The organism is Comamonas piscis, from assembly GCF_014109725.1.
GTDB lineage: Bacteria > Pseudomonadota > Gammaproteobacteria > Burkholderiales > Burkholderiaceae_C > Comamonas > Comamonas piscis.
In genome coordinates this window covers 2,045,803-2,066,657 of record NZ_CP058554.1, presented here as the reverse complement: position 1 = coordinate 2,066,657, position 20,855 = coordinate 2,045,803, and the positions used below count along the sequence as shown (strand labels likewise).

The window sequence follows — 20,855 nt, the reverse complement described above, 5'->3', positions numbered from 1 at the left end:
TGGGATGCAGACACAGCACACCATACAAAAATTATTGACTCAGCTTAACACGGTGATTGTGGGGAAACCGGCGCAGGTTCAGGATTGCCTGACTTGTTTGCTGGCGGGAGGACACCTGCTGATTGAAGACGTACCGGGTGTGGGTAAGACCACACTTTCGCACGCGCTGGCCCGCACCTTGGGCCTGCAGTTTGCACGGGTGCAATTCACCGCAGATCTGATGCCCAGCGACCTGACCGGCGTATCGGTCTATGAGCGCGAGCAGCAGGCTTTTGTGTTTCATCCCGGCCCCGTATTCACCCAGATTTTGCTGGCCGATGAGATCAACCGCGCCAGCCCCAAGACGCAAAGCGCGCTCCTGGAGGCCATGGAAGAAAAGCAGGTGACGGTCGAGGGTGCCACGCGCCCGCTGCCGCAGCCGTTTTTCGTCATTGCCACCCAGAACCCGCTGGACCAGCTGGGCACCTATGCGCTACCCGAGAGCCAATTGGACCGCTTTCTGATGCGCATCTCGCTGGGCTACCCGGACCAGGCGGCCGAGTTCCAGCTGCTGGCCGGCCAAGGCCACCGCGATATTGCCAACCAGTTGCCAGCACTCACATCGGCGGTGGAGCTGAAGTTTCTGCAGCAAGAAGTGAGCAGCGTGCGCGCCAGCGATGCACTGATCCACTATGTGCAGGCGCTGATTGCGGCCACGCGCTCGGGCAAATGGTTTGTGCAGGGCCTGTCGCCACGCGCAGGCATTGGCCTGATCCGCGCCGCCAAGGCCCAGGCCTTGATCCAGGGGCGCGACTATGTGGCTCCCGATGATGTACAGGCCATCCTGCCGCAGACGACGGCGCACCGGATGGTGCCCGTCAGCACCTCGGGGCGCAGCGCCGTGGAGCAGGTGCGCGCGATGATGGACAGCGTTCCGCTGCACTAGCGTGAACCCGCCCTCTGCGGCTTCCGCGCCGCCCCGCACAAGCCCCATCCAGCGGCTGCGCCAGCGCATGCGCCAATGGTGGCTGGCCCATTTACCCAGCGCCAGCAGCCATGTGGTGAGCCGCCGCAACCTCTACCTGCTGCCCACCCGCGCTGGCTGGATGTTGGCGCTCACCCTGCTGCTGCTGCTGGTGACCAGCATCAACTTTCAGCTCAACCTGGGCTTTTTGCTGACCTTTATGCTGACCGGTGCCGCGCTGGTCTCGGTCGGCATCGGCTACCGCAATCTGCTGGGTCTGCAGTTGGAGCTGCATGCACCTGACGCGCAGTTTGCCGGCCAGGCGCTGCGGCTTGATCTGCGGCTGGACAACCCCAGCCGACGCGCCCGCTATGCGCTGGGCATTCGCCACTACCAAGGCACGGCGCTGAGCCTGGCCGATGTGGCGGCCCAGGCCAGCACCCAGCTGCAGCTGAGCACCACGGCCGAGCGCCGGGGTTACCAAAGCTTGCCGGCGGTGCTGGTCGAGACGCGCTTTCCGCTGGGCGTGTTCCGGATGTGGACCGTTTTCCGAACCACCGAAAAAGCCCTGGTCTACCCCAGCCCCGAGACCAACCCGCCGCCGCTGCCTCTAGGGCTGGCCGATGCCGGCACCGGCAGCAGCGCCAGCCTGCGGGCCAGCAGCGGCGAGTTCGACGGCGTGCGTGGCTACCGGCGCGGCGATCCGCTCAAGCTGGTGGTCTGGAAGAAAGCCGCCACCGCTATGGCGACCGGCAATGGCCATTTTGTGGTGCGCGACAACCAGCACCAGGCGCAGCAGGACCTGTGGTTGGATGCGCAGCACTGCGGCCTGGCCGAGCGCGAAGGCCAGCTCTCGCGCCTGGCCGCCTGGGTGCTGATGGCCGACCAACAAGGCCTGCGCTACGGCCTGCGTTTAGGGCAGGCTAGCCCGGCCCATGCCGGTCAGCCCGCCGACAGTGGCCCCGAGCACCGCCAGGCTTGCCTGCGTGCGCTGGCATTGGCCTAGGAACACGCCCATGTCCTCTGTTTTCTCTCCCACCCGGCCTGCGGGCCGTGCCCGCTGGACCGCGCTGCCACGCGAGGCGCGCGATACCGTGTTTTTGCTGGCCGTCGTCGGTTGGGTCTTGTTGCCCCTCACTGCCACCCTGCCGATCTGGGCTTCTGCACTGGCCTATGCCCTGCTCGCCTGGAGGGGCAGCATTGCGCTGCGCCACAAGCCCTTGCCCGGCCGTTGGCAGCTGCTGGCGCTGCTGGTGCTGGTCGTCGGCCTGACCTTGCTCAGCTACCGCACCATCCTGGGCGCCGATGCCGGCGTCACCCTGGTCTGCATGCTGCTCACCCTCAAAACCATGGAGATGCGCGCCAAGCGCGATGCCATGGTCGTGTTCTTTCTGGGCTTTTTCGCGCTGATTGCCAACTTTCTGCATTCGCAGTCGCTGCTGACGGCGCTCGCCATTGCCATCGGCCTGGTGGGCTTGCTCACAGCCTTGGTGCATGCGCATATGCCGGTCGGCCAGCCGTCGATCAAGTTTGCCGCTGGGTTGTCACTCAAGATGGTCGCCATCGGTGCGCCACTCACCTTGGCGCTGTTTGTGCTGTTCCCGCGCATGGCGCCACTCTGGGGCGTGCCCCAAAACCCAACCGCCAAAACCGGCCTCTCGGAGGAAATGACGGTCGGCTCGGTGGCATCGCTGGCGCAGGACGAAGGCATTGCCTTTCGCGTCAAGTTCGACACCCCGCAAAACCGGCCGCCGGCCGCCAACCAGCTGTACTGGCGCGGGCCGGTGCTGTCGGATTTTGACGGCACCACCTGGCGGGCGACGCCCAGCTTTCGCACCCCCGACGACAAGCTCTTCAACGACATCGCCACCGAAGGCGAGCCGCTGCGCTATGAGCTGACCCTGGAGCCCCACCACAAGCCCTGGCTGTTGACCTTGGACCTGACCCGCAGTGCACCGCAACTGCCCCGGGGCCGCGCCTACAGCACCGGCGATCTGCAATGGCTCAGCAACCGGCCGATTACCGAGGTGACGCGCATCGCGGTAGAAAGCCATCCGCGCTACCGCTTTGGCATGCATGCGGGCAACCGCGAGCTGGCCTTTAACCGCCGCCTGCCGGCCAACAGCAACCCGCGCACCCAGGCCTGGGTGGCACAGCTGATGGCCGAGATGGGCGACCGGCCCGACCGCCACGAACAGCTGGTGCAGCGTCTGCAAGCGCAACTGCGCAATGGCGGCTACACCTATACGCTCGACCCCGGCGTTTATACCGGCCAGGCGGCTGATGAGTTCTGGTTTGACCGCAAACAAGGCTTTTGCGAACACATCTCGGCCGCCTTCGTCATTGCGCTGCGCAGCGCTGGCGTGCCAGCGCGCATTGTGACCGGCTACCAAGGCGGCGAGTCCAACAGCGTGGACGGCTACTGGACCGTGCGCCAGGCCGATGCCCATGCTTGGGCCGAGGTTTGGCTGGGCGAGGAAAAAGGCTGGGTGCGCTATGACCCGACCGGCTCCGTCAACCCGGGCCGTGTCGGCGCCGCCCAGCGCCTCAACACCCCCAACTTCATGGGCATCAACGTCAGCAATGCCGCCACCATCAATGGACTGCAACGCATGCGTGCGGTCTGGGAGGCAGTCAACAACAGCTGGAACCAGTGGGTGCTGAACTACACCCAGCGCGAGCAGATGGACATGCTGAGCAAGCTGGGCCTGTCCAGCCCCAACTGGATGGACCTGGTCCGCATCCTGGGTGGCCTGGTACTGGCGGCAGCCCTCATCGTCGTGCTGGTGCTGCAGTACCAGCGCAGGCGCACAGATCCCTGGCTGGCCTTGTTAACCCAGGCGCGCAAGCGCATGCGCCAGGCAGGCATGCCAGATGCCGCCCTCAGCAACGCCAACACGCCACGCATTTTGGCCCGCATGGTGCATGCCCAGGCACCGGATCTAGCGCCTGCTTTTGGCCAGTGGCTCAAGGCCATGGAGCGCCAGCGTTACGCCCATGCCACGGGCCAGGCGGCGCCCAAGGCCGAGCTGGCAGCGCTTCGCAAACAATTACGACTTCTGCCCTGGTCCCGCCTGCGGGCCCAGGCAAACAAGGTATAAAACCCCATGCACCGAATTCTTCAGACCACCCTGACCCTGCTTTGCGCCGGCCTGTGCGCCACGGGCGCCTATGCCCAAAAGAGCAATGCCAAGGCCCGCAGCGTTGACTCCCCCACGACTTCGTCCAGCTACGGCAACCGGCCCGAGGCCGAGGTCTTTGTACGCGAAGTCGCCGAGCGCCGCCATATCGATGAGGCCTGGCTACGCGCCAGCATCAACCAAGCCCGCTTCAATGCCACGGTGCAGCGTCTGATGACGCCGCGCACGGGTCCCGCCGGCGTCAAAAACTGGCGTGGCTACCGGGGCCGCTTTGTTGAGCCGATCCGCATCCGCGCCGGCCTGCGGTTTTGGAACGAGAACGCCGCCACCCTGGCCCGCGCCGAGCAGACCTATGGCGTGCCGGCAGAGTACATCGTCGGCATCATTGGGGTGGAGACTATTTACGGCCAGCAAATGGGCAATTTCACGGTCGTCGATTCGCTGGCCACCTTGGCTTTTGACTACCCGGCCAGCCACCCACGCGCGGCCGATCGGGCCAAGTATTTTCGCGGTGAGCTGGAGCAGTTTTTGGCCACCGCCTACCTGACCGGCAGCAACCCCTTCGATACCGTCGGCAGCTATGCCGGCGCCATGGGCATGCCGCAGTTCATGCCCACCAGCTGGTCCAACTTCGCGGTCGATTTTGACGGCGACGGCAAGATCAACCTGTTTGGCAGCTTCGCCGACGCGATTGGCTCGGTAGCCAACTACTTTGTGGCCCATGGCTGGCAGCGCGGCATGCCCGCCTACTACGATGTGCAGGTGGACAGCAGCCCGGCCCAGCTGGAGACCTTGCTGGCCCCCGATATCAAGCCCAGCTTTAGCGCGGCCGAGATGGCTGCACTGGGCCTGCGCATCCAGCCGCCCGGCAACCAGCACACAGGCCCACTGGCGCTGATCGAGCTGCAAAACGCCAGCGCTGCAACGCAGTATGTCGTAGGCACCCCCAACTTCTACACCATCACCCGCTACAACCTGTCGAGCTTCTACGCCATGTCCGTGGTCGAGCTGGGCCAGGCGATTGCGCGTGCGCGCAATGGCGCGCCAGCCGCATCGGACAGCGAACCCGCCCTGCCCGACCCGGCCAGCGAAACCAGCAACTCCCCCAGCGCCGAGGCCGCCGCCAAGGCCTATTTGCGCAGCAAGGCGCGCCAGCAGCGCACGCCGGATGCGGGCAATTTCAGCGCGCCTTAAACCCGTTAAGTCGCGCCATATGGTCGTGATCTGCAGGCTTTCAAGGGCGTGACTGCAAAAATATAAGCACGCAAATATCACTTGAAATACCCGCTTCTTCATCCAACTAACAGTCATCGAGCAGCAAACCCGCTGCCCTGTTTCACAAGGATTGAAGATGATCATGACCCCTCTGATGCACCGCTCGGCCTACGCTGTCTCCCCCTCCGCGATGGATGCCGCCCTGCAGCGTTTTCTGCAAGCCACTACCACGACCACCACCCAGGACAGCGTGCAGCAAGACGGCCAGGTGTTCAGCATCAAGGTCGATGTGCCTGGCCTGTCGCGTGAGCAGCTGCATATCGAGCTGCAAGACAAGACCGTGCGCCTGTCGAGCATCGAAGGCGCGCCCCGCAGCGTGCAACGCGCCTGGAAGCTGCCTGCCAGCATTGATGCTGCAGCATCGAAGGCCAGCCTGGAGAATGGTGTGCTGACCTTGGTGCTGACCACCAGCCAGCCAGCGACCCAGACCCTGGCGATTGCATAAGTCCAGCGCAAACACATCCGCCATGCAGAAGGGGCCTTCAAATGAAGGCCCCTTCTGTTTTTTTTGCTTTGCGGGCGCATGACCCGCGCATCCACCGGCTATACCGCAGTGGTGGTAGCCACCGGCTGCTGCACGATGGCATCGAGCGGCCAGCGGGGTTTGACGTCAAAGGCATAGACCTTTTCGGCCTGCTGCTGCCCTGCCTCAATGCGCATGGCAGCGGCCATCGCGATCATCGCGCCGTTGTCGGTACACAGATGCAGCTCGGGGTAGTGCACGCGGATGCCTCGCTTGCGGCAGGCGTCATTGAGCTGCTCGCGCAGCATCCGGTTGGCACCCACGCCGCCAGCGACCACTACGCGCTTCATGCCGGTCTCCTTCAAGGCGTTCAGCGTTTTTTTCACCAACACATCGACAATGGCTGCCTGGGTCGAAGCCGCCAAATCGGCCTTGCGCGCCTCCAGCGTATCGCCCAGCTTTTTGGCCTGGGTCAGCACTGCCGTCTTTAAACCGGCAAAGGAGAAATCGAGATCGCCGCTGTGCAGCAAGGGGCGCGGCAGCTTGAAGGCCTCCGGATCGCCACCTTCCGCCAAGCGGGCCAGCTCCGGCCCACCGGGATACGGCAGGCCCATTAGCTTGGCAGATTTGTCAAAGGCTTCGCCGGCGGCATCGTCAATCGTCTCGCCCAGAATCTGGTAGCGGCCGACGCCATCCACCCGCATCAGCTGCGTGTGGCCGCCAGACACCAGCAGCGCCACAAAAGGGAACTCCGGCGGGTCTTCGCTCAAGAAGGGCGACAGCAAGTGACCTTCTAGGTGGTGAACGCCCAGCACAGGCTTGTCGAGCGCGGCACCCATGGCGCAAGCCACCCCCGAGCCGACCAGCAACGCACCGGCCAGGCCCGGCCCGCGGGTAAAGGCGATGGCGTCAATTTGCGCAAGCGTGCAGCCTGCGTCATCCAGCACCTTTTGGGTCAGCGGCAATACCCGGCGGATATGGTCGCGGCTGGCCAACTCCGGCACCACACCGCCATAGGCGCGGTGCATCTCAATCTGGCTGTAGAGCGCATGGCTCAGCAGCTCGGGGACCGTGCCCGGGCCACGGGTGCGCACCAGGGCCACGCCGGTTTCATCACAAGAGGATTCGATCCCCAATATCAGCTCACTCATAGGGCGAAAGTGTAGGCGCTCTGGGCGGCTTTTGCCCCGTATCGCAGGGCTACCCTGGCGGGCTGCCAGGGTTTGGCAGCCCCGCCAAGCGGGCTTTAGCGCTTGCCGCCCAGCAGCGATCCACCGATTTTCATCAGGTCGCTGACATCCAGCTTGCCGTCGCCATTCTGGTCCAGCAGCGAGCCCAGCAGGCCGCCGCCCAAGCCACCTTGCTGCTGCACCTGGGCTTTTTCTTCACCCAGCGCATTGCCCAGCTGCAAGGAATTGAGACCACCCGACATCACGCGCTGCGCGAGGAAGGACATCACCAGGGGTGCCAGCATCTTGAGCAGATTGCCAGCATTGGAGCCCAAGCCTGTGGCCTGACCCAGGTTGGCCGAGGCCTGGTCTTGCTGGCCACCAAAGATATGGCCCAGGATGCTGCCGCCATCCAAAGCGGCGGGCGATGCGGCACCTGCACCCGAGCCCGCGGCAGCACCGCCACCCATGGCGCCGCCCAACACACTGCCCAGCATGCCACCCAAACCGCCCAAGCCACCAGCCTGCGCGCCACCACCACCGCCGCCACCCAAGAGCGAGCCAAGCAGCCCACCCAAATCAGGGCCAGCACCCGTGCTTGCACCGCCACCGACGTGGTCACGCTGCAAGGCCTCGAACAAGGCGCTGGCACCGCCTGCGCTTTGCGCGTTGTTGCCCAAGGCACCCAGCATCATCGGCACCGCTGCCTGCACCGCCTGCTGGGTCTGGGACTCGCTCTGGCCCAGGCTTTGGGCCATCTGCTGGATGGGAGCACCTTGCAATTGTGCGAGTAGCTCATCGACCATGGAGGGAGATGCGGACATGTTCTTTCCTTTCAAAAGCCCAGGCGGGCGTGGCACAGACTGCAGATAGTAGACGTTCAGCATGGCAGCGCAATACCGAGCGCCGCAAAACTTCGTTAACCGCCCCAAATACCCGCCAGAAAGCCCCGCATACCCGATAGGCCAGATGGGCTGATTTTTCTTATTACTTCCGTATATATAAAACCTAAAATAATAGGCAAACGCATTTTTTACAGCCATGGCCATACAGCACTACATCAAGGAAATCGGGCGCGGCGCACGCGGCGCCAAGGCCCTCAGCCGCCTGGAGGCCTGCGATGTGATGGCGCAGATCCTCGACGGCCAGGTCAGCGACTATGAGATCGGCGCTTTTTGCATTGCGATGCGCATCAAAGGGGAAACCGCTGAAGAGATGTGCGGCCTCTGGGATGCCGTGCATGCGCGCATTGCCCGCTTTCACAGCAACGCCGCATTGCCGACTGCCGTATTGCCCAGCTACAACGGCGCGCGCCGCCTGCCCACCTTGACTCCCCTGCTCGCTTTGCTGTTGGCGCGCGAGGGCCTGCCGGTGCTGGTGCATGGCATGCAAACCGAGACAAGCCGGGTTTCAGCCTTTGCGGTGTTTGAGCGCCTGGGCATCAGCGCCAGGCCGCAAGCTGGTGTGATCGCTGCATCCGAGGTAGCCCTGGTGCACACCGCCACCTTGCTGCCCGCACTGGCCAAACTGCTGGCCGTGCGCCAGATCATTGGTCTGCGCAACCCAGGCCACAGCATTGCCAAGCTGCTGCAACCGGTGCAAGGCGCCAGCGTGCTGCTGGGCAGCTACACCCACCCGGAATATTTGCCGATGCTGCAAGCCACCCTGGCCGAGCTGCAGACGAATGCCCTGCTCTCGCGCGGTCTGGAGGGCGAGGTATGCGCCGATCCGCGCCGCACCCCCCAGTACGATGGCTTTGTCGCCGGTCAGCACCAGCTGCTGCAGGCACGCAGCAGCGGCACTGACAGCCAGGTGCCGGGCCTGCCCAGCGAGCGCGATGCAGACACGACAGCGCGCTACACCGAGGCCGTGCTGGCCGGTGCGCTGCCCGTGCCTTCCGCCTTGGCCCAACAAGTGGAACATGTGCTGGCCATCGCCCAACAAACACAAACACAGACAGCGCCTGTGCTTTGCGTTGCACAATCTGCGCCACCTCTCCAAGACCCCCACCATGACTGACAGCAGCCTCCTCCCGTTTACCGCAACTCCTCCGGTAGTGTCGCCAACGCCCGGTCAGGGCCAGTGCACCCTGGTCGGGGCCGGTCCTGGCGACCCGGATTTGCTGACCATCGCTGCCGTCAAAGCTTTGCAGCGCGCCACCGTGCTGCTGGTCGATGACCTGGTCAATGACGCCGTGCTGCAGTGGGCAGCTGCAAGCGCCCGCATCGTGCATGTAGGCAAGCGTGGCGGTTGCCAAAGCACGCCCCAGGCCTTTATCCAGCGGCTGATGCTGCAAGAAGTGCAGGCTGGCGAGAACGTGGTGCGTCTCAAAGGCGGCGATCCCTTTATCTTTGGCCGGGGTGGTGAAGAGGTGGAGTTTCTGCGCGGCTATGGCATTGAGCCGCGCATCATCAATGGCATCACCGCTGGCCTGGCCGCCCTCACCGGCTTGGGCGCGCCGCTGACCCACCGTGACCATGCCCGAGGCGTCGTCTTCATCACCGGCCATGCAAAACCTGGCGGCGAAGGCCCCGACTGGGCGCAACTGGCCAGCACGGCACACAGTGCGCGCCTGACCTTGGTGATCTACATGGGCGTGGCCAGTGCCGAGGCCATCAGCCAGGGTTTGCTGAGTGGCTTGCCCGCTGATACGCCGGTGGCGATCGTGCAGCATGCCAGCCTCCCCCAGCAGCGCCACGCCATCACCGACCTGGCGCAATTGCCCGCTACCATGGCCCGCGAACAGCTCGCCAGCCCAAGCATCATCGTCGTCGGCGATGTCGTGCATTGCGTGGCCTTGGCAGCACAGGCAGTCCGTGGCAAAGAGCCGACAGGCGGCCGAGATTTCTCCGATATTTGCGGATACGATAGCCATTCGACCGTGGAAGGCATGACGTTCATAGCATAAAGTAATTAATCTTTACATATGCACAGATTGTTTCTCCACGTTCAAACCATAAAACGAGGAGCACTGACGATATGCAAAGACAAGCTACTTGGCGCCTATGTGCCGCTGCGCTGGCAATTACTGCACTGACGGCCTGCAAAACCGAATTGGGCCCGGGCGATGGCAATGGCGGAGGCCCGAACCCCAAACCCTATCCCACCCTTGACGGCAACGCACCGCAAAGTTTTTCTCTCAGCGGCATTGATGGCAAGGCCGCCAATACCGCCGAGAGCTTTGATGCTGCCGTGGCGCAGGATGCCAACTTTATCGCGGTCGATCTGGTCATGAGCAAGGACGGCGAACTCGTCGCCCTCTCCTCGCCCGACATCACCGACATCACCGACGTTTCCAGCCGCAGCATCTACGCCAATCGCAAGACCGTGCGCCTGATCGATGGACAATCGCACGATGGCTGGTTTGCCTCTGACTTCACCTTGGTCGAGCTGCAAAGCCTGCGCGCCAAGCTGCCTGGCTCCAGCACACCACCGGGCAACGCCAGCACGGGCCGCATCCTGTCGCTCAATGATGTGATCGCATACGTCAAGCGCCAGCGCAAAACGGTCGGCCTCTATCTGCAGACCCAGAACCCGACCTACCACAGCCAGTTGGGTCTGGCGATGGAAGACAAGCTGCTGGCGGCCTTCACCGCAGCGGGCTACACCCAGGAGAGCGCTCCGGTGATGGTGCGCTCTTTGGAAGTCGCCCACCTCAAGGCCTTGCGCGCCAAGAGCCAGGTTCGGCTGGTACAGATGATCAACGGCGCTCCCGCGCTGGCCCCCAATGGGCAGATTCTCCTGTCCGCGCCCTACGGCCAGCCCTATGACTTCACCCTCGCCGGTGTCTCCACCACCTATGCCCAGATGGTCACGGCCGATGGCCTGACCCAGATCAAGACCTACGCCAACGGCATCTCGCCCTGGAAGCCCTACGTCATCTCCGCCCGCTATCTGGACAAAAATGGCGACGGCCAGCCCGATGACCTGAACAAGGACGGCTTGCTGGACTACCGTGATCGCGAGATGATGCCGCCCACCAACCTGGTCACCCTCGCGCATGCGGCCAAGCTCTTTGTCCACCCCTGGGAATACCGCAACGATGTGACCCTACTGGCGAGCGACTTCAAGGGCCAGGTCGCCGCCGAATACAAGCTGTTCTATGAGGTTGGCGTGGATGGTGTGTTCAGTGACAGCCCCCGCGACGCCAATCGGGCACGTTAAGCAGCGCCATCCCTACTCACATCCAGCTGCACAAAAACCTGTAGAAGGCGCGCCGAGAGCGCCATCTACGTAGAAAAGGCAAGGTTCACACCTTGCCTTTTTTCGTAGGTCCATCTCGCCCTTCGCAGCAAACCATGAGCGATGTGCAGCCCGCGCAGGCAGCATTGCCGGCTTCAGCCGGTCTGCCGCGTCGTCTGCGCAAAGCGCCGCGCCAGTTCCTTGCGCAATTCCTTGCGTGTCAGCGCCGCATCCCAGCGGCGCTTTTCGTCGTCCGTCTCGGGCACCAATGGCGGCACAGGCACGGGCTTGCGCTGGTCGTCCACGGCCACCATCGTGAAAAAACAGCTGTTGACATGGCGCACGCTGCGCTCGCGGATGTTCTCCGCCACCACCTTGATGCCGATCTCCATCGACGAGGTACCCGTGTAGTTAACGCTGGCGTAGAACGACACCAGTTCACCCACATGGATGGGCTCCAGAAACATCACCTGGTCCACGCTCAAGGTCACCACATAGCGACCCGCATAGCGGCTGGCGCAGGAGTAGGCCACGTTGTCCAGCTCGCGCAAAATGGCGCCGCCGTGCACATTGCCAGAGAAATTTGCCATGTCCGGAGACATCAGCACCGTCATCGTGAGTTGGTGGTGGGGTAAGCGCATGGGGCGATTGTAGGCATCGCGGCGGGCTGACGATTGCCTAGCTGGCAAGCCCCTGGACTCGCTCGGACATGCGGCGTCCGACCCCGGTTACGAGACGCATGTCGGCTGCGGGATACCATGGCTCAATCCTCCTGCAGCCCAGTGCAGGCCCACGCGCTCATCCCGCAAAGGCATGGCGTGGCTGCTCGGAGCCATGTTTGACAAACACTTTGTAGCAACCAATCAGCACATAGTCCCCGGAATAGAGGACCTTGCGGTGCATGCGCAGGCCATTCACAAAAATGCCGTTCCTGCTGTGGTGGTCCTCAATGGACAGCACCCCGGCACGGTACGAGAAGGCGCCGTGGTCGCGGCTGACGGCAGGGTTGTCCAAGCGTATGGCGTTGCCCGCCCCTCGGCCAAAAGGGGTGTACCCGCTCTCCAGAATCAGCGAGTGAAGCACGACTCTGTGGGTGATGAAGATCAGCACTTCCGGCAGCATAATCCACCTCCTTCGTCCCACCGGATCCCCGGTCGGCACCGCAACCCATGCAGCTAGAACAAATTATCAATCGATTTATAAGAATAGATTGATAATAAATTACAACCCGGATTGATAGAAGAAGGTGCTAGGGGATACACGGATGCATCCATTTTCTCTATCGAGAGAGATTCGGATCTTTTACCGACAGGAACCGCATCGCGCATACTGGCAGCTAGAAACAGCAACTGACATAAAACACGCTTGGATGGCTGGGACGCGGGCACTGCGACCGGCGAAGGTGGTAACCGCACTCAGGACGAGCACCAAGCCACAGCCGCAAACAGTAGGAAGCCTTTCGGCGCAGGACCCTCACAGCCATGCCATCTGTTCCATGCCAGCTTTGGTATGGAACATCGCATGCAGAATCGAGCGCACAAAGCAAAACGCGCTAGGGCATAAAGCACTAGCGCGTTTGTTTATTTGGGGTGGCTGATGGGGCTCGAACCCACGACAACAGGAATCACAATCCAATGCGCAATTCAGTATTGGCGCGGCCTAGCGGGTGATTCCTGGGAATTAGAGTACGCATAAGACCCGCATATCCATTGGCTTGCCGTGCCCTAATTCCCAATTTTCATACAACTTTTCTAGCATAGCCCCCGACTACATTCCGTGCCACAGGCGGCCATCTTCCAACGACCCTCGACAACCACCCCAAATCCTGGACTACTTCCTGAAATACTGTATAAATACACAGTACACCTAGGAGGTCAGCATGAAACTTGAGAAGCAATACTTTTGGAAAATCCAGATCTTCGGGAAGTGGAAGACGACCCGCTTCCGCTGCACCGAGGAACACATCAAGGACGAGTTCCCGGAGGCGATCTGCATTGAAAGCTCGCTCATCGAAAGGCTGGTGCCAGAGACAGACGAGGAGATGGTCGAGCGTCTTCGAGTCACATCTACCGGCGTCCTGATGAATCCTGGCCAGTTCCTGCCGCCAAAGAAGCCCGCCCCGTCCGCCGACTTCATGGACTCGCTGAGCAAGGATGTGCCGTTTTGACGGCGCGCCCACAAACGAAAAAACAGCCTCCCCAGTGCCGTAGTGGCGCCGGGGAGGCTGTTTCTATTTCTGGCTGCAGACCTGCAGCTGTCGCGGGCGATGTTGATTTTTTCCACCTACATCCGCCTCGACATCCCTCAGCCAGAACAGCATGCCGTCACCCGTGGGCAGCACATCCCCCAAGCTGGCCGCGCCCTCCAGCTGCCTGCCGTGAAACACGGTCTGCGCCTCAGTGATCGAGCCCGCGCCGGCCGTATCGATGCGCACCACCTTGATGCGCGTGCGCAGCTTGCCGATCATGGGCTGGCCCGGCACCACCTCGCCGCCGCTGTTGGCATAGTCGTTGTAGGTCACCATCATCAAGGCCAGCGACCGGGTAGCGGAAATGGGCGCTGCGGCGCTGAAGCTGGTGTAGAAGCTCGCGTCGTTGAAATACTTGGCGTAGCGGTCGGACGCTCCCACTCCCGCCCCGTCACCCACCTGCTGGGGAAAGGCCATTACCGTGGCGAACTCGTCTTCGGCAGCGGCCAGGCTTGCTACTGGTTCCCAGGTCTGGCCGGCATCCTTGGTGAACTGCGCCACCGCCACGGGCATGCTCAGGTTGTTGCTGAGGGTGGGCCGGCGCACGCTGCGCATGCACCGCATCACCAGCAGGTAGCGGCCGGGCCCAAGCACCAGCAGCTGGTGCATGGCGATCATCGTGTAGGGCAGGCCCAGTAAATCGCCATTCCAGCCGGTGTTGTCGCGCTTGATACCCAGGAAATTGGGCCAGTAGTGCCCAGCGCCAAGGCCATCGAGCATCTCCAGCGTCACAAAGGACGCACCCCGAAAGCCCGTGCGCACGCCGTTCACCAGGACATACTGCCCGGGCATGACCCGCACCGAATCCAGAATGCTGCCGCTTAAAGCCTCAGGGATGGCCCGGCAGCTGTAAGCGGTGAAGTCAGGTTGAAACACCGCGCCATTGCGCGTGCGGTACACAGCGCCCGTCACGATGGCCGCCATGGTGAGCGTGCTGCCGCCGCCGGCATTGGCCGCCACGTCGAAATCAGGCGCGAAGCCCGTGAACTGGTTGTCGACCACGTAGCCCGTGGCATCGCTGTGGCTCGCGATGTAGCCCTGGTCCTGAAAATTCCCGCCCTCCACGCTGGAGAACGGCAACCGGCCGCGCGGCTTAAAGGGCCGCAGTGGGCTGTCGCTGGTGAACACCCCGGATTCGCCCGACACCAGCACGCCAGAGGTAAAGAGGCCCTCGATCAACACCTGGTTGGCCGGATCCACATACAAGCGATCACTGCCCACTAGCAGCGAGCCCTTGTAGTGGGCCAGCGCGGCGCCCGGCGGCATTGCCTTCAGCATCAGCCCGCTGCAGGCAGCGCCTGTATTGCCCAGGCTTAGGTAGTCGCCTGGTGCGATCTCGTTGAAGATCTCGCCATCCGGCCCCGTGGCGTAAACCAGCGTGCTGGGCGTCAGCCCAGAGATTCCCACGCCTCCGCCGTTAGGCAGGTGGATGGCTTGAGGCTCAGTCGCAGGCGATTCGCCATCCGGGCCCAGCGCGGTGAAACACACCTGGTAGCGCCCTGGAGGCAAGCTGCCGGCCACGGCTTGCACCTGCGGCACAGGGTTGGGGATGGGCGTAAGGATGCGGCGCGCCTGCGCACCGGCCAGGCGGCCGATCTGGTAGCGGTTGGTCCAGTACACCATGCCGTCAGGCAAGCGGGCGTACTGCACAGGGGACGATCCGAGGCTGGCCTGCACCACGGTCTGCGCGAGCGTGCGCACGTTGATGTGCACCAAGTCGCCATTGCGCACCATGTATGCGTCGGACTTGTCTGCCCAGATGGAGTGGCAATCGGCAGCATCCACGACTGCGCTGCCTTCTCGGCGGCGGATGAAGCCGCTGGCGGTCAGGTCGATGTTTTTAGCCACCTGCAGCCAGGCGGCCGTGGTGCGGTTGGGGAGCGCCACCTCCATGCGTGCTGGAGGCAGGCGGTTGTTCAGGCCCAAAATGGCGCCAAGGCTTACCGTGCGTGGCATTACCTGCCCCGCTTTCTGGCTGCGGCTTGGTGGTTGGTTGCTGGGTACAAGCGCATGTGAGCCAGTGTTATCTGTCAGCGCTTTCGACGCGAACCCCACAGGGGTGCTGGTGAATAGAAAGGCCCCCTCGGTTTACGATGGCAGTTCCACAACTTCCATCCCGAGAGGGCTTTATGAGTAAACCTGACTCTACCGATCGCGCATATATGCTTGCTGATGAATGGATTCACACCATTCTTTCAACAAAACCAGAGGTGTTGGTCAGAAGCTTGGAATCAAGTGTCACTAAAGGGGACGGCAGGCCCCCAGTTCCAAATACTGTGGGCGCCACGAACCTTGCAAAAACTTTGGCTGACTTCCGAGCTCAGTTAGCACTGGCCCTCAGTGACCAGCATCACCCTGACTACGATCAGTTGAACGACTGAGCTCTGCCTTGCAGCCCTTGAAGGCTTGCGCTACTGCAACGCCAAGATCCCATCCATCAGGGCCGTGTATTCCAGCCTTGAGCGCGGCTATCAGGGGTAGCAAAAATTTAACCATCATCATCCTTTCACGCCGCCCACAGGGGCGGCTTACTCTTATGAAATTCTCTGACTAGATTGCCAGCTCGGCGATCCGCGTGTTGATGCGATGCTTCATTGCGCGGACCTGATCAATCTGCGCGGCAATGCGGCCGCCGATTGGTGAGCTGGCATGTGCTTTGGAATCGTCGCGGCCTTCTCCTGTAGGAAGGTCACGACACACTGGAGTCACGCGCTCAACAAACACTGCAACGGAATCGGTCAAGCTTTTAAGCTCTACCTCCATTGCCGAGAGCACGCCTTCAAGTTCAGATTGGGCGCTGGGCGCTGCGTTGAGACTCTGGACTGCGGCGCGCAGACCGGGTGCTTGCTGATTCATCTACTTCCTCCACGCCGCCCGACGAGGCGGCTTTTCTGCATCTTCGGTGGGTGGGGGAAGTTGGGCTAACCCTACGGGGGGCAGGCGTAAAAAAGCCCTCCGGAGAGGGCTTGGTGGCTACTTCTTGGGGCGCTTGGGCGCTTGATCAGTGCCTTCATCGCCACTAACAATTTTCATCAGTCCTTGCCAGAATCCTTCATAAGCGACCGATGCATCTCCACCTTTTAAGTGCTGGACAAGAGCTTTCCCGTCTTCCTGTGTCAAAGGTTGATCAGCTAGCATTCGAGCCATCAATTTATCGGTAATGTTGATGTGTTTTGCAAGCGCGTCATCTGATTCCTTCTCCAGCAAATCAAACGGCTGAGGCCCAGCCTTTTCAACAGTAGGAAGGTGTTTTTTGTTGATGCCACGAATGCGCTGAGCCAACTTTTCGTCGAAATTGATAGAGGGAACTTTGCGCTCAATAACTTCCATCAGCTCGATAGCAGCTTGTGAAGCGATGTAAGCCTCGTACGTCGCGGTTAGATTCTTTATTCTTTCAAAGGTCAGGTCCACTTCCGCCCTAGATAGCTTGTGGCTCAGCACGAGAGCTACTTTGTCTGAATCTCCGCCCCCTGTAAACGACTCCTCCAAGCGCGACACGACCTCTGCATTCATGCTGCGGCCACTCTCCCTAGCGGCGGCCTCAATTTTTTCACGCAGTTCGGGAAGCATGCGTAGCCCAAACGGAGCGATCTGCCCTGTCGGGGCGGTAGTGGTTTTCGGTGCTTTTGCCATAGCTACGCAGTGTAGTTAAAAAAAAGCTTGCCATCCATAACTACGCCGCGATACCATAGCTACACCGCGTAACCATACACGCGGCATAAAGGCATATTTATGGCAGCAAATCACACGCAGAAAGACTGGGCACGCAGCGGCATCCGCATCCCGAGAGACCTTCATCAGCAGGTCCATGAAGCCGCCCTCCAGGAGGGTCGGACCTTTAACTCTCAGCTCCTGACGTTCATCCGCGAAGGTGTTCAAGCCCGTACCAAGCCTGACATCCTGGCGACTGTTATCAGCAGCGTCGGAGCATCAACATGAGCACCATCGTCACCATCGGGGAAGTGACTACATCAGTCATCACATACAAGGAGCAGCGTGTTTGCACCACCCAGCAATTGGGCCAACTCTATGGGAGTGACCAAGATAACATTCAGAAAAACTTCGAGCGCAACGCAGATCGCTTTGAGGAAGGCAAGCACTTCTTCAAGATCGAGGGCGAAGAGTTGCGTCAGTTCAAAAACGACATACCGACAGATAGTCGGTTGGTTCCAAAGCGCACAGCTCGCCTCATTCTCTGGACTGAGCGCGGCGCGGCCCGCCACGCAAAGATGCTTGAAACGGACAAGGCTTGGGATGTTTTCGAGCAGATGGAAGACGCCTATTTCACCGCAAAGATTCGGCAGCCAATTGTTGACGGCACCAAGCGCAGCACGATGTTGGATCGACTGCCGCTCTATATTTTTACTGCTGAAACAGTGGTTAAACACCGCTTGCTATTCAGTAAGGTCTACACCCTGATCAACCTCTATACAGGGGTTCATCACTTCAGGGAGATGACCAAGGAGCAGGCCGCCGAGGCTTTGGAGTTCTGTGATCGCGTTGCGATTGGGCAGGACACTCGCAACGACTGGCAGCGGATTGCGAACAACCAGCGCGATCTGTTTGGGGAGCCGCCTCAGCTCGACATGGTGCAGAAGCTGCTGTTGTCATGAACCGCGGATCAGAAATGGCGAAGCGCCCAACAGAGATCAGGCTGTTGAGCGCTTCATTAGGAAACCGAACTCTCACGAACGGAAACCGAGATGAATGATATCGCAAACCCGACGCTACAGCCACCCCAGGTGATTCAGATTCTGGAACACTGCCGCCCTTACGCAGAGGCCGGCGACTTGATTCGCCTGCATCCCGGCGAAGAATTCCAGGGCGATGGGATCTACGCGCTACAGTACCTGCTGCCAACTCGCACCTGGCACGGCCTGCGCCGTGTGCGCAACGGCGCGGATGGGCTGGAGATAGAGGACCCTGATGGAAGCTGGGTTGAGGTCGGCGAACGCCGCGCTGCCCTGCTCCTGATCGGCAAGGTCGAACGTGTGTTTTTGTCCGAGGGAGAGGTCATCGAACCCGTCTCGCCAACTCTGCACTGATCGACAGCCATCATGCCCCCAAATTACGCCTCGACCATCACCACCTGGTTCACCTCGCGCTGGCAGCGCGGGCCCAAGGTGCACATCGCGCCAACGGCCCGCCATCTGCCCGTGCCAGCTCCAGAGGATGCTCGGGGCCTGTTCTATAAGGGAGAGGTGCATGTGGTTGCCGAGCAGGCGCCGACCACCGTCGTCCAGACCCTTGCACATGAAGCCGTCGGCCACTACGGCATGCGCAAGTGGCTGGGCGCAGAGTGGCCAACCTTCATGCGCGGCATCCAGAATGGTGCGAAGTCGGGGGATAAGGGTCTGCGGCAGCTGCAGGCCCACATCCGGCAGACCTACGTCGATGGCAAAGGCAACTACCAGTTGTCGGCTCGGCAGGAATCGGACGAGATTGCGGCCTATGCTGCTGAAGAGCTGATCTGCTACCAGACCGGCACGCTGCGACCTGATCGCGCCTGGCAGAAAGCGTTTCTTGCCACACGCGGCCGGCTGATCCGAGAGGGGTTGTTGCTAGACGGGAGCATCTCACGAGAGGAACTGGAGGGGGCCCTATTCCTCGCGGCAAAACACATGGAGGGCTTGCCGTGGATGCGCCCCGAGAGTCGGATTTTTCGATTTTTGGAGTTGTGCGGTAATATCTTGGGCATGGCACCCAAGTTCGACCCCCTCAAGCGACCACCTACCTACCTGGAGAACATGGAGCTTCTGCGCCGTGCTGATCAGCAGGTGAAGGACAAGGAAGAACGCTCGGGGTTCATCAGCGTGTGCATCGGTCTCGTGGGGCTAGTTGGACTTGTCGCTGCGATAGGCCTCATGCTCTTTGGCGTCGCCCAGATGATATTCGGACGCTAAGCTGCACCGCCCCTACAAGCCCTCGCCCGAGGGCTTTTTCATGCACGCCTAGCTGACGACCTCGGGAAATGCGAGGCCAGCCACCACACCCAGCAGCCCGCAGACGCGGGCTTTTTTGCGCCTGGATGAAGGGATGCTGCTAGGGTGCGCCCTATCACTAGTTTCAGGGATTGACGGACTGAAACAAATTGTTAACAATCTTACGTTGTAAAAATTTGACCGACTAGAGGAAAGACGATGCCTAAAAAACCGTATACCGTGACGATTGAAATGCTGAAAAATTGGTTGCGCAATAACACGCACTTCATGGTTGCGGGCCTCATGACGGCATCGCTCTCCATTCCGGTATCTGCTGCGCCTTTTGCTACAACATATTCCGGACAGATCGACGCAAGCAACATCCCCGAAATTATCGCCAACCAGAGCTACACCGTAACTTTTGTCTTCGATAACGGCGCAAGTAGTTCGGCCTCGCAATCTTGGACCTCCGCAAATCTGAAGTGCACCATCTGGCGTTTCAATGATGCACGTAACGCTGTGTTTATGCAAAACCTGGTCGATACGCCTCCTACGATCGCTAGTGGCAGTGTGATCACTGATGCGACCGGAGCACTCACGAGCATGTTCGGGGAGGTAGTAGCAAACAACGTTGAGGGGGGGAAATTCACCACCAGCGGGCTAAACCTTTCAGGCCTGAATTGGTTTGCCAATTCTGCTAATGGTGTTCTATATAACCTCGACTACAACCAATTTGTCAACGATCGGGCTGACGGGGTTCAAATGAATCCTAGTTACTGGACAGCGCCCCAACCATTCGAGGGTACTTGCGACGACTCTCCGATGATCACCAGCTCTGCTCTGCCCACAGCTGTAGTGAACCAGCCATACACCACAACTCTAGAGGCTACCGGTGGAGAGAAGCCCTTAAAGTGGTCGGCCTCTGGTCTACCGGTTGGACTAAGCATCGACCCGGCTAGCGGAGTGATCAGCGGCACGCCAACTTCACCGCAAACTGCAACCGTTACGGTTGTTGTAACCGATAACGCATCTCGTCAGCAGACGACTACTCTGACTCTCGTCGTGGATCCTCTTGACATCACTTTTGTGGGTGCAGGTCCAAACATCACGCTCGCAGGCGGTGTTGTTGCAGCTGCTTATTCTCAGCCCCTGCAGGTAACAGGCGGCCTGCCTCCGTACACCTTCTCTGTGGTTGGCGACCTGCCGCCCGGCCTGGAGCTGGACACTGCGAGTGGTGTAGTCTCTGGTACGCCCACGACACCTGGCACGTACAGCTTCTCGGTCATGGCCATGGATAGCGCTGTGCAACCTGAACTGGCGGCCAAGGCAGTCCATGTTGCTGAACAAACCTTCACGATCGTGATCACTGCTGCGCCAGTGGTTCAAGCTACCCCAACACCAGTGCCAGCCCTGGGCGGTTTGGGCCTGCTGCTGCTCTCGGGGGTAGTTGCGGGATCCATGGGTCTCATGCGCCGACGCAAATCGAACTGATCTGTGAGCCCTCTTCGGAGGGC

General features: G+C 61.1%; 21 protein-coding genes. 14 read left to right on the top strand and 7 right to left on the bottom strand.

Features of this window, described 5'->3' with window-relative positions; all coding sequences use genetic code 11:
• The first annotated feature begins 4 nt into the window (after positions 1–4).
• From HS961_RS09210 to HS961_RS09190, 5 genes are all read left to right on the top strand, one after another.
• Positions 5–925: an AAA family ATPase gene (locus tag HS961_RS09210; RefSeq protein WP_182327410.1), complete on the top strand. Its 921-nt coding sequence runs from the start codon at positions 5–7 to the stop codon at positions 923–925.
• Position 926: 1 nt separating this feature from the next.
• Positions 927–1,949 (top strand): DUF58 domain-containing protein, encoded by a 1,023-nt coding sequence (locus tag HS961_RS09205; protein WP_238347847.1) that lies wholly within the window; start codon positions 927–929, stop codon positions 1,947–1,949.
• 10 nt (positions 1,950–1,959) lie between these two features.
• Positions 1,960–4,044, top strand: a complete 2,085-nt coding sequence (locus HS961_RS09200) for a transglutaminaseTgpA domain-containing protein (protein ID WP_182327409.1) — start codon at positions 1,960–1,962, stop codon at positions 4,042–4,044.
• Positions 4,045–4,050: 6 nt separating this feature from the next.
• On the top strand, positions 4,051–5,277 hold the full coding sequence (gene mltB / locus HS961_RS09195; protein WP_182327408.1) for a lytic murein transglycosylase B: 1,227 nt from the start codon (positions 4,051–4,053) through the stop codon (positions 5,275–5,277).
• A gap of 157 nt (positions 5,278–5,434) precedes the next feature.
• Complete coding sequence (locus HS961_RS09190) at positions 5,435–5,803, top strand: Hsp20/alpha crystallin family protein (RefSeq protein ID WP_182327407.1); 369 nt, start codon at positions 5,435–5,437, stop codon at positions 5,801–5,803.
• Between the two features lie 98 nt (positions 5,804–5,901).
• Here HS961_RS09190 and tsaD read toward each other — a convergent pair whose 3' ends face one another.
• The gene (tsaD, locus tag HS961_RS09185) at positions 5,902–6,972 is read right to left on the bottom strand and encodes a tRNA (adenosine(37)-N6)-threonylcarbamoyltransferase complex transferase subunit TsaD (protein WP_182327406.1); all 1,071 of its coding nucleotides are present in this window, start codon (positions 6,970–6,972) and stop codon (positions 5,902–5,904) included.
• Between the two features lie 95 nt (positions 6,973–7,067).
• Entirely contained in the window at positions 7,068–7,814 is a 747-nt protein-coding gene (locus HS961_RS09180; RefSeq protein WP_182327405.1) for a DUF937 domain-containing protein, read from the bottom strand.
• A gap of 217 nt (positions 7,815–8,031) precedes the next feature.
• Here HS961_RS09180 and ybiB point away from each other — a divergent pair, with 217 nt between their 5' ends.
• The 3 genes from ybiB to HS961_RS09165 all read left to right on the top strand — a co-directional run bounded on the left by ybiB (position 8,032) and on the right by HS961_RS09165 (position 11,154).
• Complete coding sequence (gene ybiB / locus HS961_RS09175) at positions 8,032–9,009, top strand: DNA-binding protein YbiB (protein ID WP_182327404.1); 978 nt, start codon at positions 8,032–8,034, stop codon at positions 9,007–9,009.
• Entirely contained in the window at positions 9,002–9,898 is an 897-nt protein-coding gene (gene cobA, locus HS961_RS09170; protein WP_182327403.1) for a uroporphyrinogen-III C-methyltransferase, read from the top strand. The genes ybiB and cobA overlap by 8 nt, the downstream gene beginning before the upstream one ends.
• Positions 9,899–9,969: 71 nt before the next feature.
• Positions 9,970–11,154: a glycerophosphodiester phosphodiesterase family protein gene (locus tag HS961_RS09165; protein ID WP_182327402.1), complete on the top strand. Its 1,185-nt coding sequence runs from the start codon at positions 9,970–9,972 to the stop codon at positions 11,152–11,154.
• Between the two features lie 173 nt (positions 11,155–11,327).
• On the opposite strand, the gene HS961_RS09160 is transcribed toward HS961_RS09165, so the two are convergent.
• On the bottom strand, positions 11,328–11,813 hold the full coding sequence (locus tag HS961_RS09160; RefSeq protein WP_182327401.1) for an acyl-CoA thioesterase: 486 nt from the start codon (positions 11,811–11,813) through the stop codon (positions 11,328–11,330).
• A 157-nt stretch (positions 11,814–11,970) separates the two neighbouring features.
• Positions 11,971–12,294, bottom strand: a complete 324-nt coding sequence (locus HS961_RS09155) for an FHA domain-containing protein (protein ID WP_182327400.1) — start codon at positions 12,292–12,294, stop codon at positions 11,971–11,973.
• Between the two features lie 757 nt (positions 12,295–13,051).
• Between HS961_RS09155 and HS961_RS09150 the strand changes: the two genes are divergently transcribed.
• Entirely contained in the window at positions 13,052–13,339 is a 288-nt protein-coding gene (locus tag HS961_RS09150; RefSeq protein ID WP_182327399.1) for a hypothetical protein, read from the top strand.
• Positions 13,340–13,402: 63 nt separating this feature from the next.
• Here HS961_RS09150 and HS961_RS09145 read toward each other — a convergent pair whose 3' ends face one another.
• Positions 13,403–15,376, bottom strand: coding sequence for a hypothetical protein (locus tag HS961_RS09145; protein ID WP_182327398.1), 1,974 nt, complete (start codon positions 15,374–15,376; stop codon positions 13,403–13,405).
• Positions 15,377–15,549: 173 nt separating this feature from the next.
• On the opposite strand from HS961_RS09145, the gene HS961_RS09140 reads away from it, so the two are divergent.
• Positions 15,550–15,801 (top strand): hypothetical protein, encoded by a 252-nt coding sequence (locus tag HS961_RS09140; protein WP_182327397.1) that lies wholly within the window; start codon positions 15,550–15,552, stop codon positions 15,799–15,801.
• Between the two features lie 169 nt (positions 15,802–15,970).
• Here the strand turns inward: HS961_RS09140 and HS961_RS09135 are convergent, their stop codons facing one another.
• Positions 15,971–16,276, bottom strand: coding sequence for a hypothetical protein (locus HS961_RS09135; protein ID WP_182327396.1), 306 nt, complete (start codon positions 16,274–16,276; stop codon positions 15,971–15,973).
• 117 nt (positions 16,277–16,393) lie between these two features.
• Positions 16,394–17,053: an Arc family DNA-binding protein gene (locus tag HS961_RS09130; protein WP_182327395.1), complete on the bottom strand. Its 660-nt coding sequence runs from the start codon at positions 17,051–17,053 to the stop codon at positions 16,394–16,396.
• A 302-nt stretch (positions 17,054–17,355) separates the two neighbouring features.
• Here HS961_RS09130 and HS961_RS09125 point away from each other — a divergent pair, with 302 nt between their 5' ends.
• The 4 genes from HS961_RS09125 to HS961_RS09110 all read left to right on the top strand — a co-directional run bounded on the left by HS961_RS09125 (position 17,356) and on the right by HS961_RS09110 (position 20,832).
• A complete protein-coding gene (locus HS961_RS09125; RefSeq protein WP_182327394.1) occupies positions 17,356–18,033 on the top strand; it encodes an ORF6N domain-containing protein in 678 nt (225 codons plus the stop codon).
• A 90-nt stretch (positions 18,034–18,123) separates the two neighbouring features.
• Positions 18,124–18,465, top strand: a complete 342-nt coding sequence (locus HS961_RS09120; protein WP_182327393.1) for a hypothetical protein — start codon at positions 18,124–18,126, stop codon at positions 18,463–18,465.
• A 12-nt stretch (positions 18,466–18,477) separates the two neighbouring features.
• Positions 18,478–19,323: a hypothetical protein gene (locus tag HS961_RS09115; protein WP_182327392.1), complete on the top strand. Its 846-nt coding sequence runs from the start codon at positions 18,478–18,480 to the stop codon at positions 19,321–19,323.
• A 237-nt stretch (positions 19,324–19,560) separates the two neighbouring features.
• Positions 19,561–20,832: an Ig domain-containing protein gene (locus HS961_RS09110; RefSeq protein WP_182327391.1), complete on the top strand. Its 1,272-nt coding sequence runs from the start codon at positions 19,561–19,563 to the stop codon at positions 20,830–20,832.
• Positions 20,833–20,855: the final 23 nt, after the last annotated feature.

What these genes read in the sequence shown, in the direction of transcription:
- HS961_RS09210 (WP_182327410.1), top strand. Translation starts at nt 5, where the DNA reads ATGCAGACACAGCACACCATACAAAAATTATTGACTCAGCTTAACACG.
- HS961_RS09200 (WP_182327409.1), top strand. Translation starts at nt 1,960, where the DNA reads ATGTCCTCTGTTTTCTCTCCCACCCGGCCTGCGGGCCGTGCCCGCTGG.
- mltB (WP_182327408.1), top strand. Translation starts at nt 4,051, where the DNA reads ATGCACCGAATTCTTCAGACCACCCTGACCCTGCTTTGCGCCGGCCTG.
- HS961_RS09190 (WP_182327407.1), top strand. Translation starts at nt 5,435, where the DNA reads ATGATCATGACCCCTCTGATGCACCGCTCGGCCTACGCTGTCTCCCCC.
- tsaD (WP_182327406.1), bottom strand. Translation starts at nt 6,972, where the DNA reads ATGAGTGAGCTGATATTGGGGATCGAATCCTCTTGTGATGAAACCGGC.
- HS961_RS09180 (WP_182327405.1), bottom strand. Translation starts at nt 7,814, where the DNA reads ATGTCCGCATCTCCCTCCATGGTCGATGAGCTACTCGCACAATTGCAA.
- ybiB (WP_182327404.1), top strand. Translation starts at nt 8,032, where the DNA reads ATGGCCATACAGCACTACATCAAGGAAATCGGGCGCGGCGCACGCGGC.
- cobA (WP_182327403.1), top strand. Translation starts at nt 9,002, where the DNA reads ATGACTGACAGCAGCCTCCTCCCGTTTACCGCAACTCCTCCGGTAGTG.
- HS961_RS09165 (WP_182327402.1), top strand. Translation starts at nt 9,970, where the DNA reads ATGCAAAGACAAGCTACTTGGCGCCTATGTGCCGCTGCGCTGGCAATT.
- HS961_RS09160 (WP_182327401.1), bottom strand. Translation starts at nt 11,813, where the DNA reads ATGCGCTTACCCCACCACCAACTCACGATGACGGTGCTGATGTCTCCG.
- HS961_RS09155 (WP_182327400.1), bottom strand. Translation starts at nt 12,294, where the DNA reads ATGCTGCCGGAAGTGCTGATCTTCATCACCCACAGAGTCGTGCTTCAC.
- HS961_RS09150 (WP_182327399.1), top strand. Translation starts at nt 13,052, where the DNA reads ATGAAACTTGAGAAGCAATACTTTTGGAAAATCCAGATCTTCGGGAAG.
- HS961_RS09145 (WP_182327398.1), bottom strand. Translation starts at nt 15,376, where the DNA reads ATGCCACGCACGGTAAGCCTTGGCGCCATTTTGGGCCTGAACAACCGC.
- HS961_RS09140 (WP_182327397.1), top strand. Translation starts at nt 15,550, where the DNA reads ATGAGTAAACCTGACTCTACCGATCGCGCATATATGCTTGCTGATGAA.
- HS961_RS09135 (WP_182327396.1), bottom strand. Translation starts at nt 16,276, where the DNA reads ATGAATCAGCAAGCACCCGGTCTGCGCGCCGCAGTCCAGAGTCTCAAC.
- HS961_RS09130 (WP_182327395.1), bottom strand. Translation starts at nt 17,053, where the DNA reads ATGGCAAAAGCACCGAAAACCACTACCGCCCCGACAGGGCAGATCGCT.
- HS961_RS09125 (WP_182327394.1), top strand. Translation starts at nt 17,356, where the DNA reads ATGAGCACCATCGTCACCATCGGGGAAGTGACTACATCAGTCATCACA.
- HS961_RS09120 (WP_182327393.1), top strand. Translation starts at nt 18,124, where the DNA reads ATGAATGATATCGCAAACCCGACGCTACAGCCACCCCAGGTGATTCAG.
- HS961_RS09115 (WP_182327392.1), top strand. Translation starts at nt 18,478, where the DNA reads ATGCCCCCAAATTACGCCTCGACCATCACCACCTGGTTCACCTCGCGC.
- HS961_RS09110 (WP_182327391.1), top strand. Translation starts at nt 19,561, where the DNA reads ATGCCTAAAAAACCGTATACCGTGACGATTGAAATGCTGAAAAATTGG.